The sequence below is a fragment of the Dorea sp. D27 genome (assembly GCF_001185345.1).
GTDB lineage: Bacteria > Bacillota > Clostridia > Lachnospirales > Lachnospiraceae > Extibacter.
In genome coordinates, this window is sequence record NZ_KQ236743.1 from 1251709 (window position 1) to 1262776 (window position 11068).

The following is an 11068-nucleotide window of genomic DNA, read 5'->3' on the forward strand; positions in this document are numbered from 1 at the left end:
GCAAAACCAGGCAGGGCCTCCGGTCTCCGGCGCCCTGCCCGTCCATCGTACACTGCTTATCTTTCGTTGTGAAGCAGCTTATGCTCTTTTCCTTTCAGCAGGCCGCTGTAAAGCGACTGAATGATAGGGTTTTCGTTGGACAGCTTAATCTGTGCCACCGTGTCTATCTTATACAGCGCTTCCAGCCTTGCCTTCTTCGTCCGCGCCCCTATCGGCACCGGCTGTCCCCCGCCGGTGATGCAGCCGCGCCTGCATGCCATGACTTCCACGAAGTCATAATATAATTCGCCGGACTGAATCTTGCCCATCACCTCGTCGGCGCACTTAAGCCCGTTAACTACTGCAATCTTTACCTCCCTCTCTCCGAGGGTCACTGCTGCTTCTTTGGTTCCCTCTATCCCTCTCACTCCGGTAAAGCTGATGTTTTCAAGATCCTCCTGCCTGCTGTTTCCGACGAGCCTGCGCAGGACGGCCTCCGTCACACCGCCGGTTACGCCGAATATCGCGCCGGCGCCCGAGGACAGTCCAAATGGCATATCCAGCGCTTCGGAAGGCATCTGGGCAAGGTCGATTCCCGCTTCCTTTATCATACGTGTCACTTCCGTCGTCGTGAGGACATAATCCACATCCTGCTCTCCGTCCGTGTTATGTTCCGGGCGCCTTATCTCCGCCTTCTTCGCGGTACACGGCATGATAGATACGACTATGGTCTTCCTCCTCTCCTCTGTGTCCATACGCGCCTCCTCTTTCAGCACGGCGCCGAACATCTGCTGCGGCGACCGGCATGTGGATATATGCTCCCTCAGGCCGGGATACTTGTTCTCGCAGAATTTCACCCATCCGGGACAGCAGGAGGTGAACAGAGGCAGGTTATCTCCTGACTCGATTCGTTCCAGTAATTCCTTTGCTTCTTCCATTACCGTCAAATCGGCTCCGAAGTTCGTGTCATATATCTCGTCAAATCCCATCCTCCTAAGGGCTGCCGCCAGCTTGCCAAGCGAATTCTCACCCTTCGGTATGCCGAATTTGTCACCGACCGCCACGCGGACGGCAGGTGCAATCTGCACGACGACACGGGTATCCTTGTCGGCGACCGCTTCCCATACCGGACGTATGTTCTGCTTAATCGTGATAGCGCCGGTCGGGCAGACGGCCCTGCACTGTCCACAGCCTACACAGTCTGTCTTAGCAAGGTCTTTGTTAAAGGCAGGCATCACCTGCATCCTGGCGCCCCGGAATGCGAAGTCCAGCACGCCAAGGCCCTGTATCTCATCACACGTACGGACACAGTCGCCGCAGAGGATACATTTGTTCGGATCACGCACGATACAGTCCGAACTTTCATCAAGCGGAAGCTGCGGCTTGTTGTTCTCAAACCTGACATAGCTTACGCCAAGCTGCTGCGCCAGCTTCTGCAACGTACAGACGCCGTTCTTACGGCATGTCGTACAGTCTCTGCAGTGGGATGCGAGCAGCAGTTCCAGAATCATCTTCCGGTGGTGCTGGAGCCTTGGCGTATTCGTGTATATCACCATCCCCTCTCTCGGTGTCTCGGAGCAGGAGGCGAACACCTTCCCTCTGTCATCTTCCACTACGCACATCCTGCACGCGCCGTAAGTTGACAGTTCAGAATGATAGCAGAACGTAGGAAGATCGATTCCGGACTTCCGGATGACAGATAGTACATTCTTTTCATCGTCGAACGCCACCTTCCGGTTGTTGATTGTCATATATTTCATGTCTCTTTCCTCCTATGCTTCTATATGGATTGCACCGAATGCACACGCGCTTTCGCATGCGCCGCACTTGATACATCTCGAATCGTCGATGGCATACGGTTCTTTGATCTTGCCGCTGATTGCCCCTGCAGGACAGTTTCTGGCACATTTGGAACATCCCTTGCACCGCTCCGGGCTGATGACAAATCTGCGAAGAGCCGTACATGTGTGGGATACGCACTTTTTCTCTGCCACATGTTCCATATATTCATCACGGAACAGCTTAAGCGTACTCATGACAGGAAGCGCTGCGCTCTTCCCAAGACCGCAGAGCGCCGTCTCGGTAATCGTCCTCGCCAGTTCATCCAGCGTATCCAGATCCTCTTCCCTTCCATTGCCCTGCACGATGCGTTCCAGTATTTCCAGCATCCGCTTCGTGCCCTCGCGGCACGGAACACATTTGCCGCAGCTTTCGTTCTGGGTGAAGTTCATGAAGAAGCGTGCGACCTCTACCATACATGTATGGTCATCCATGACGACAAGCCCTCCGGAACCTATCATCGCCCCCATCTTCTTCAGCGAGTCAAAATCCAGATTGACATCAAGGTGCTGGGTAATCAGGCAGCCGCCGGAAGGCCCCCCTATCTGCACTGCCTTAAAGCCGCCGTCTCCTTTGATGCCGCCACCGATATCAAAGATGACCTCACGCAGCGTCGTCCCCATCGGTACTTCGATAAGGCCCGTATTCTTTACACTCCCCGTCAGGGCAAATGCCTTCGTTCCCGGACTGTTCTCCGGTCCGATCGTCTTGTACCAGTCCGCCCCTCTGCTTATGATCATAGGTACATTGGCAAAGGTCTCCACATTGTTCAGTACGGTCGGCTTGGCAAACAGCCCCTGTTCCACCGTGCGGGGAGGCTTCACCCTCGGCATGCCCCGGCTTCCTTCGATAGAGGCTGTAAGGGCGCTTCCCTCGCCGCACACGAATGCACCCGCCCCACGGTTGATATGGAGCCGGAAAGAGAAGCCGGAGCCAAGGATGTCATCCCCGAGCAGCCCCCGCTCTTCCGCCTGTCTGATGGCGAGCTTCAGGCGGCTGATGGCAAGCGGGTATTCCGCCCGCACATAGATATATCCTTCCTGTGCCCCTACCGCGTATGCCGCGATCATCATCCCCTCGATCATCTTGTGAGGATCTCCCTCCATGATGCTTCTGTCCATGAACGCGCCCGGATCTCCCTCATCGCCGTTACAGACGACATATCTCGTCTTTTCCTTCTGTCTGGCCACCTGGCTCCACTTATATCCGGTCTGGAAGCCGCCTCCTCCCCTCCCTCTTAGGTTAGAATCAAGTATCTCCTGCACCACTTCTTCCGGCTTCATGTCAAAGAGAACCTTTCCGAGCGCTTCATATCCTCCATGCGCTATGTATTCTTCGATGTGTTCCGCGTCGATATGTCCGCAGTGCTCCAGGACGAGCCTGGTCTGCCTCTTGTAGAACGGTATCTCTTCCTGCCGCTGGTACTCTATGCCGTCCTGCTTATAGAGCAGATGCCGGATGACATCACCGTTCCTTATGGTCCTCTCAAAGATTGCCTCACAGTCGTCCACAGACACTTTCGTATACAGGATACCCATCGGCTCGATCCGCATGAGCGGCCCCATCTCACAGAACCCGTGGCAGCCGCTTTTTTTGATGCCTATGCCGTTATCTCCATGGGCGATTTCAGGCCCGAACTCGACTTCTACATCCGGGCATTCCTGCGCAAGGCTGCACATCTTGTCATATATTTCTCCGGAACCGCCGGCCAGGCACCCGGTACCTGCACAGATCAGTATTCTGCACTTGCTCTGTGCGATGGCCGTCTTGGCATTCTCCCTGACTTGTTGCAGCTTCTCTACATTTTCTATCTTCTGCATCTTTACGCTCCTCTCAATTCATGAATCAATTCTGCGGCCGCATCCGGCGTCATGGCCGGATACACCTTGTCATTTACCGTCAGTACCGGCGCAAGCCCGCAGGCCCCAAGACAGGATACGGTCTCCAGCGTAAACAGCATGTCGTCCGTTGTCACTTTCTCTTTGGACAGCCCAAGTTCACTGTAGAGCCTCTCAAGAATCGGGATAGATTTCCTGACGTGACATGCCGTACCGTCACACACTTTAATGACATATTTTCCCTTCGGCTCAAATGAGAAATTTTCGTAGAATGTCGCCACGCTGTAGGCTTTCGCTTCTGTAATGCCGAGCTTCCCCGCCACATAGCTTAATAGCTCCGGAGGCAGATAGCGGTATTCGCTCTGTATGTCCTGGATAATAGGAATGAGCGACGCATGGCCCGCGCCATGTGAGGCAATCACTTCATCCGCCTTGTCATAATAATGTTGTTCTAACATGTCATCCTCCTCTGTTGGTTAATTTTTTATCAATCTGAGCTTATTATATTGAATATTTGTATAAATTGCAATAGAATTTTGTTATTTATTTAACAAAATATGTAGTTGATATTCTCTGCCCAGACAGGCATAATAGATGAAGTAAATCTGAATATCTGTCAGGCAAGTCTATGGAGGTCGCGAATGGAATTTAACGAAAAGCTGCAGCAGCTCAGAAAACAGAATAATATGACACAGGAACAGCTTGCAATAAAGCTGTATGTATCAAGGACGGCAGTGTCAAAATGGGAAAGCGGGAAAGGCTGGCCGAATATCGAATCTCTGAAATGTATTTCCCGGGTCTTTTCCGTCTCTATCGATGAGCTTCTTTCGAGTGATGAGCTCATAACGATTGCCGAGACGGAAAACCGTTCCGGCTTCCGAAAAATGTACCGGTGCCTCTTTGGAATCATTGACGCCGCGGCGGTATCTTTTATCTTTCTACCTCTGTATGGGCAGCCACGTGGTTCCCATATCTACGCAGTGGACCTGATGTCTTACACTGGTCAGACGAAGTATAATCTCCTGATATACTGGTCTGTATTTCTGGCCTTTATCATACTGGGGAGTGCTGAGCTTCTGCTCACCCGCATGGAGAAAGAGGCTGCGGCCGATATCGTATGCCGATGTTCTGCCGTGTTGGGCGGACTGGCCGTCTGCCTTTTTGCTGCGGCTAGGGAACCCTATGTGACGGTACTCTTGTTTTTCTTCTTTACTTCAAAGGTCTTCCTGTTGGTAAGGCAGGTACCGGAAAAGCCCTGACACGGAACGTGTCGCGGCCCTTCTTTGATGTGACGGCCCGTTTCTTGTCCGTCACGGCATGTGTGTCCATAATGAAGATACAGCCGCTTCGGCAGCTGCAATACTACAAAAGCATGCAAAGGAGACAAGTCTATCATGAAAAGAAAAAAGACAAAGATTCATCTTACCGTGACATCCATCCTCTTCCTGACGTTCGCAATCTTCACTGTCCTCGTGAGAGTAGTGGATGTCATGCCTGTGGGCCCGCAGCACACCCGGGTGGGCTTTTCGACCGTCAACCAATATGTGTCAGAGCTTACAGGCATCAATATGCTCTGGTATGACATCACCGACTGGCTCGGTGTCGCCGTAATCGCTGCTGCCCTTGGATTTTCGTTCCTTGGTCTGTACCAGCTCATCAAAAGAAGAAGCATCAAAAAGGTAGACCCAGGGCTTTTGCTTCTCGGCGTATTTTACATTCTGGTCATCACTATCTATATATTGTTCGAGTTCGTAGTTGTCAATTACAGGCCTGTCATTCTGTCTCAAAATCTGGAGCCGTCTTACCCGTCCTCCCATACGATGGCAGCCGTCTGCATCATGGCGACGGCGATGGTGCAGTACCGGCATCTGCTGCGTGGAAAAAGGCTGCTGCTCATCCTGCTGGATATATGGTCTGTCCTCATTATCGTGGTGACTGTAGTCGGACGGCTCTTATCCGGCGTCCACTGGCTTACAGATATCGCGGGCGGCCTTCTGCTCTCTTCTGCTCTCGTCATGCTGTATATCTCCGTGCTGGAATCTGTCAGCTCCGGCGGCGAATAAGAATCAAATAAGGGCGCCCTCCTCACGGAGAGCGCCCTGTTAACAGCACTTCATTGAAACCTGTTTATTTTCTCAATCCAAGTCTCTCAATCAAAGAACGGTATCTTGTGATATCTTTGTTCTTCAAGTAAGCAAGCAGACCTCTTCTCTGCCCTACCATCTTAAGAAGGCCCCTTCTTGAGTGGTGGTCCTTAGGATTTGCTTTAAAATGATCTGTAAGATCATTGATTCTTGCTGTCAGGATGGCAATCTGTACTTCCGGAGAACCTGTATCTCCCTCTCCCCTGCCATATTCAGCGATAATCTGTTCTTTCTGCTCTTTTGAAACCATCTGTTCTTCCTCCTATATTCTATATTGCACCGCCTGGCATTAAGCAATGGCTGGAGTCGTCCAATTACCGAACACCGGCTGTTCATACCTATGTAGTATACCATAGAGGACCATGGAAGTAAAGCAGTATTTTCTGCCATCCTTTAATCTTCCTCTTCGTCGTCTTCCTCATTGTCCTCTGGTTCCAGAATCGCAAACGCAATATTCGTTGCATGATCGGCCACACGTTCCAGACCGGATATCGTATCTGAAAATATCATGCCCGCCTCCGGCGTACATTTATTCTTCGTGAGACGCTTTACATGGGAACGCTGCAGCTTCTTCTCCCTGTCGTCAATCTCATCTTCCAGATCCAGTATCTCCTGCATGTGCTCCTGATTACGGTTCGTAAACATGTCGAGGGAATACTCCAGTATCTCTACAACCATGGCAGTCATATCATGGAGCTGCTTCTTCGCCTTGTCGCTGAATTCCACCCCGTCGGCGATTCGCATCCTTGCAGAATCGACGAAGTTCTCCGCATGGTCCCCGATACGCTCGATATCGTTCACCACATGGAACAGGCCTCCGATGAGCTTGGCGTCAGCCAGGGGCAGTTCTATCTCATTGACACGCACAAGGTAGTCTGTAATCTTCTTGTTCAGGAAATCTATATATTTTTCTCTGCCGTACACCGTATTGATTTCTTCCTCGTCCAGGGAACACAGGGCATCCATACCTGTCTTCAGGTTAGCGATTGCAATTCTGCCCATATGCTCAATCTCCCGTATCCCGTCCACTACGGCAGTCGCAGGTGACACGATAGACCCTTCGCCGATAAACTGCAGTTCAAATCCGTCTTCTGATGACACGTCCGTACCCGGCACAATCTTATATGTCGCCTTGACTACCCAGTTCATGAACGGGAACAGCAAGACTACCTCACAGATCTTGATCAGCGTATGTGCATTGGCAACGGCACGGGCCGCGTTGCCTCCGGAGAGCCTCAGGAGCGCCTCTGTAATCGGCGTGACACCAATGAGCAGCACGATAAGTATAAAAGCCGAGCCGATGACGTTGAACAGGAAGTGAATCATAGCAGCGCGCTTGGCATCTTTCTTTCCTCCAAGGCTGGCTATAAGCGCAGACACGCAGGAGCCTATATTGCATCCGAGAATCAGGAACGGACAGATAGCAAAGGCCAGCAATCCCTGGGATGCCATCAGGATGACGATACCAACCGTGGCAGAAGAGCTCTGCAGGATTGCCGTTATGACAAAACCGGTCAGTATCGCGGCGAACGGATTCCTCAGTGATTTTAACAGCTCTACGATGTGAGGCGACTCCCGCAGGGAAGACATTGCATCTCCCATGATGCTCAACCCCATAAACAGGATACCGAACCCCAGTATCACTTCCCCTGTCCGCTTTATATTCAGCTTCTTGCAGAACATGACCATTATGACGCCGATGATGACGAACAGCGGAGCGATATCAGACAGGTTGAACGCAATCAGCTGCCCCGTAACGGTCGTACCGATGTTGGCGCCAAGAATTACCCCGGAAGCCTGCAGCAGGTTCATAAGTCCGGAATTGACGAAGCTTACTACCATGACGGTCGTCGCGCTCGACGACTGTACGACCGCCGTAAACAGGATACCGACCAGCATCCCGACAAACCTGTTCTTCGTAAAGAATTCCAGGATTCCTCTCATCTTGGCTCCCGCTGCTTTCTCAAGCCCCTCGCTCATGAGCTTCATTCCGAAAAGGAACAGTCCCAGTCCCCCAAGCAGTAAGAAAAACGTTGTTATACTCATTTGTATTCTCCTCTATCTAATCCGCGGCTGCTATCCCGAAATACCGTCTTCCAAAGGCAATATCCCCGGCCACGCATTTCTTCATCTCTTCTACGTCTGCAAATTTCTGTTCCGGCCTACAGAACTCCAGCAGTTCTATCTTCACTTCTTTGCCGTACGCGTTACCGGAATAGTCAAAGAGATAGCTTTCCACGAGCAGTCGGTTCTCATCTGAAACGGTCGGCTTTACACCGATATTGGCGATGCCTTCATACCAGGTCCCGTCGACCCGTACCCGGTCCAGATATACGCCGTTGGGCGGCATAGCCTTTTCTTCAGCGGGAGCGACATTGAACGTAGGAAATCCGAGCGTCCTGCCAAGCTTCCGGCCATGTTCCACGACCCCCTGCAGGCCGTAAGGATATCCGAGCATTTCCCGGACGATTGGCATATTCCCTTCTTTTAACAGTTGTTTTATATATGTGCTGCTTATGACGTGTCCTTCCCGCCGTTCCTTCTCAACGACGACGAGCTCATAGTCGTATTTCCGGGCATATGCCTGGAGCATGTGGATATCTCCACGCTTTTTGTGTCCGAAATGAAAATCTGTTCCCACGACCACATATGCGGCATGAAATCTCTTCTGAATCACCTCTTCTATGAATGCCTCCGCCTCCATCTGGCTGAACGCTTCTGTAAATGGACAGTCCACAAGAGCGTCTACTTCACCATCCAGGCGGCTTCTTCTCTCATCCTTCGTCATCAGGACTTCCAGTGCGATTCCCTTCTTCTTATATAAAACACTCATGTCGAAGGCACATACGATGCTTTTTATATCGTCCTGCCTTCCATATTCTTTCACCATATCTATCAGCTTCTTATGCCCCAGGTGCAGCCCGTCGAACTTTCCAAGCGTCACCGCACTGCGGCCGTCCCCATGATATGCTTCCAGACCTTCTATATACTGCATAGCTTTTCCTCTATCTACTGCTTCTGTCAAAAAACATCTTTTTTACTTTGAACTTCTCTTCTGCCATCCGGTATTCATAGACGGCAATAAAATGTCCCTCCCTGTCATAGACCCTGACATTCTCGCCGTCCTCAAAACTATCCGCCTTCTTTGGTACCTGTCTGCCCGGAAATGCATTTCCATTGTATGCAAGAGGTTCCTGTTCCTGGTCTGCCACGACCTTCCTGTAATCCGGAAACATCTCGTCCACCGGCACGACGGCGGTGGAAAGTGTTCCGTCATCCCTCATCTTCTCTACTTCGGACAGGCGGATGCTGCCATCTATCTGGAAACGTCCCACCTGCGTACGTATCAGCTGCTCCATGCAGCCCCCGCAGCCAAGGCTCTGTCCGATATCATGGCAGAGGGTACGGATGTACGTTCCCTTTGAACAGCATATCTCCATCTTTACCCTCGGTAGCTGCATATCAAGAATGTTGATATGATGGATACGGACCTTCCTCGCCTTCCGTTCTACAACTTTCCCTTCTCTTGCCAGTTCGTACAGCTTCCTTCCGTCTATTTTCACTGCTGAATACATAGGTGGTATCTGCGCATATTCACCGGTTAATCTAAGAACAGCCTCCTGAACCGCTTCCTCTGTCAATTGTGACGTGCTCCGCTCCCTTACGATACTGCCGGAAGTGTCCTGCGTGTCCGTTTCCGTCCCAAACAGCAGCACCGCTTCATATGTCTTGTCATTATCCGTGAGCATATCGCAGAGGCGGGTTGCCTTGCCAAGGCACACGGGAAGAACGCCCTCCGCATCCGGATCAAGCGTTCCTGTATGTCCTATCTTCTTTTGTTTTAGAATCCCTCTGAGCCTGGCTACTACGTCGTGTGAAGTGAAACCTTTCTCTTTATACACATTGATTACTCCGTGTATCATATATTTTCTGACCCCTCCATTGCTGTTCCTCTACAGTTGCAGCGCAATCTGTCTTATCACGTTGTTCATCACGTCATGGGGTGTACCTGCCATGCTGAAGCCGGCTGCCTTCTTATGGCCGCCCCCGCCAAAATACTGGGCGATCCTGCTCACATCGACCGTGTCCTTGGAGCGGAGGCTGACCTTGCAGAGATTCGGCTCCAGCTCATACATGAACAGAGCCGTCTCTACCCCTTTCGTAACCCTCAGCTGGCTCACGATGCCGTCCAGGTCTTTTGCATCCACGCCATAGAACTCCATCTGCTGTTTCGTAATATATGACGCGATACACCGGCCTTCTAGGAGCAGGATGCTCTCAAGGAGTGCACGGCCAAGCACCTGGTTCTGGGCATACGTCTTTTCATAAAACGTATCTTCAATAATCTTCGGGCCGTCAATCCCTTTCCTCAGAAGATCCGCGGCAGCCTCGAAGGTGGCCGGCGATGCGCAGGAATACTGGAACACTCCCGTATCATGCACGATGCCAAGGTAGAGCGCCTCCGCTATCTGTTCTGATATCCTGTCTTTGTCGATAAGGTCATATATCAGCTCTGAAGTGGAGCTGGCATCGGGGAATATATAATTTACATCTGCAAATTCACGGTTGCTCACATGATGGTCTACGCAGAACGTCCTTTTGGCGGATTGGAACAGGGGCAGCGAAAAGCCAAGCCTGTCCTCATCCCCGCAGTCGAGGCAGATGAAAAGGTCATATGTCTTTTTGCCCACAATCTCATGCCGGATATCCTTTGTCGCCTCTATAAACTTGTGTACATCGGGAATGTCCTCCAGATATACATCCACCTCTTTATCCACATATGTTTCCCGGATATACTGGTAAAGCCCCATACAGGAGCCTACACAGTCTCCGTCAGGTCGTACGTGTCCGCCGATTGCGATAGAATCTGCCTGAGCCAATAACTTATTCAGCATCTGTCTCATCCTTTACTGTTGTTTTTGTCACTTCATCAATCTTCTTCGACATGTTTACTCCATACTCTATCGACTGATCAAGGATAAATCTTATCTCAGGAGTATTGCGCATGTTGAGGGTCCTCGCCAGTTCCCTGCGTATATATCCCTCTGCGCTCTGCAGCCCTTTTATCGTCTCCTTCTGAGCCTCTTCATCTCCAAGTACGCTTATATATGCCTTGCACGTCTTCAGGTCAGGAGCGACTTCGACCGCTACCACAGAGGTCCAGGGCGCCACTCTTGGATCTTTGATGCCGCCCCTTATGATACTGCTCAGTTCCCTCTGCACTTCTGTATTTACCCTTGTATTCTTGATACTTCTTTTTTTCATTAT

11 protein-coding genes are annotated in these 11068 nt (G+C 51.2%); 2 read left to right on the forward strand and 9 right to left on the reverse strand.

What is annotated here, in order from left to right; translation table 11 throughout:
- Positions 1 to 56 precede the first annotated feature (56 nt).
- The 3 genes from HMPREF0980_RS05905 to HMPREF0980_RS05915 are packed head-to-tail and all read right to left on the reverse strand — an operon-like array spanning position 57 to position 4114.
- The gene (locus tag HMPREF0980_RS05905; protein WP_049728158.1) at positions 57 to 1739 is read right to left on the reverse strand and encodes a [FeFe] hydrogenase, group A; all 1683 of its coding nucleotides are present in this window, start codon (positions 1737 to 1739) and stop codon (positions 57 to 59) included.
- A gap of 12 nt (positions 1740 to 1751) precedes the next feature.
- On the reverse strand, positions 1752 to 3638 hold the full coding sequence (gene nuoF / locus HMPREF0980_RS05910) for an NADH-quinone oxidoreductase subunit NuoF (RefSeq protein ID WP_049728159.1): 1887 nt from the start codon (positions 3636 to 3638) through the stop codon (positions 1752 to 1754).
- A 2-nt stretch (positions 3639 to 3640) separates the two neighbouring features.
- Positions 3641 to 4114 (reverse strand): complex I 24 kDa subunit family protein, encoded by a 474-nt coding sequence (locus HMPREF0980_RS05915; protein WP_049728160.1) that lies wholly within the window; start codon positions 4112 to 4114, stop codon positions 3641 to 3643.
- Positions 4115 to 4297: 183 nt separating this feature from the next.
- On the opposite strand from HMPREF0980_RS05915, the gene HMPREF0980_RS05920 reads away from it, so the two are divergent.
- Positions 4298 to 4915, forward strand: coding sequence for a helix-turn-helix domain-containing protein (locus HMPREF0980_RS05920; RefSeq protein ID WP_049728161.1), 618 nt, complete (start codon positions 4298 to 4300; stop codon positions 4913 to 4915).
- A 135-nt stretch (positions 4916 to 5050) separates the two neighbouring features.
- Entirely contained in the window at positions 5051 to 5719 is a 669-nt protein-coding gene (locus HMPREF0980_RS05925) for a phosphatase PAP2 family protein (protein WP_049728162.1), read from the forward strand.
- A gap of 64 nt (positions 5720 to 5783) precedes the next feature.
- On the opposite strand, the gene rpsO is transcribed toward HMPREF0980_RS05925, so the two are convergent.
- The 6 genes from rpsO to rbfA all read right to left on the reverse strand — a co-directional run bounded on the left by rpsO (position 5784) and on the right by rbfA (position 11065).
- Positions 5784 to 6050, reverse strand: coding sequence for a 30S ribosomal protein S15 (rpsO, locus tag HMPREF0980_RS05930; RefSeq protein ID WP_006444064.1), 267 nt, complete (start codon positions 6048 to 6050; stop codon positions 5784 to 5786).
- A gap of 143 nt (positions 6051 to 6193) precedes the next feature.
- The gene (locus HMPREF0980_RS05935; RefSeq protein ID WP_049728163.1) at positions 6194 to 7846 is read right to left on the reverse strand and encodes a Na/Pi cotransporter family protein; all 1653 of its coding nucleotides are present in this window, start codon (positions 7844 to 7846) and stop codon (positions 6194 to 6196) included.
- A gap of 16 nt (positions 7847 to 7862) precedes the next feature.
- Positions 7863 to 8795, reverse strand: coding sequence for a bifunctional riboflavin kinase/FAD synthetase (locus HMPREF0980_RS05940; protein ID WP_049728164.1), 933 nt, complete (start codon positions 8793 to 8795; stop codon positions 7863 to 7865).
- A gap of 10 nt (positions 8796 to 8805) precedes the next feature.
- The gene (gene truB / locus HMPREF0980_RS05945) at positions 8806 to 9723 is read right to left on the reverse strand and encodes a tRNA pseudouridine(55) synthase TruB (protein WP_049728165.1); all 918 of its coding nucleotides are present in this window, start codon (positions 9721 to 9723) and stop codon (positions 8806 to 8808) included.
- A 30-nt stretch (positions 9724 to 9753) separates the two neighbouring features.
- On the reverse strand, positions 9754 to 10695 hold the full coding sequence (locus tag HMPREF0980_RS05950; protein WP_198146173.1) for a DHH family phosphoesterase: 942 nt from the start codon (positions 10693 to 10695) through the stop codon (positions 9754 to 9756).
- Positions 10685 to 11065 carry a 30S ribosome-binding factor RbfA gene (rbfA, locus tag HMPREF0980_RS05955; RefSeq protein WP_049728167.1) on the reverse strand — a complete coding sequence of 127 codons (381 nt, stop codon included), beginning with the start codon at positions 11063 to 11065 and terminating at the stop codon, positions 10685 to 10687. The genes HMPREF0980_RS05950 and rbfA overlap by 11 nt, the downstream gene beginning before the upstream one ends.
- Positions 11066 to 11068: the final 3 nt, after the last annotated feature.

Excerpts from the sequence above, each read along its gene's own strand:
- HMPREF0980_RS05905 (WP_049728158.1), bottom strand. The coding sequence starts at position 1,739 with ATGAAATATATGACAATCAACAACCGGAAGGTGGCGTTCGACGATGAA.
- nuoF (WP_049728159.1), bottom strand. The coding sequence starts at position 3,638 with ATGCAGAAGATAGAAAATGTAGAGAAGCTGCAACAAGTCAGGGAGAAT.
- HMPREF0980_RS05915 (WP_049728160.1), bottom strand. The coding sequence starts at position 4,114 with ATGTTAGAACAACATTATTATGACAAGGCGGATGAAGTGATTGCCTCA.
- HMPREF0980_RS05920 (WP_049728161.1), top strand. The coding sequence starts at position 4,298 with ATGGAATTTAACGAAAAGCTGCAGCAGCTCAGAAAACAGAATAATATG.
- HMPREF0980_RS05925 (WP_049728162.1), top strand. The coding sequence starts at position 5,051 with ATGAAAAGAAAAAAGACAAAGATTCATCTTACCGTGACATCCATCCTC.
- rpsO (WP_006444064.1), bottom strand. The coding sequence starts at position 6,050 with ATGGTTTCAAAAGAGCAGAAAGAACAGATTATCGCTGAATATGGCAGG.
- HMPREF0980_RS05935 (WP_049728163.1), bottom strand. The coding sequence starts at position 7,846 with ATGAGTATAACAACGTTTTTCTTACTGCTTGGGGGACTGGGACTGTTC.
- HMPREF0980_RS05940 (WP_049728164.1), bottom strand. The coding sequence starts at position 8,795 with ATGCAGTATATAGAAGGTCTGGAAGCATATCATGGGGACGGCCGCAGT.
- truB (WP_049728165.1), bottom strand. The coding sequence starts at position 9,723 with ATGATACACGGAGTAATCAATGTGTATAAAGAGAAAGGTTTCACTTCA.
- HMPREF0980_RS05950 (WP_198146173.1), bottom strand. The coding sequence starts at position 10,695 with ATGCTGAATAAGTTATTGGCTCAGGCAGATTCTATCGCAATCGGCGGA.
- rbfA (WP_049728167.1), bottom strand. The coding sequence starts at position 11,065 with ATGAAAAAAAGAAGTATCAAGAATACAAGGGTAAATACAGAAGTGCAG.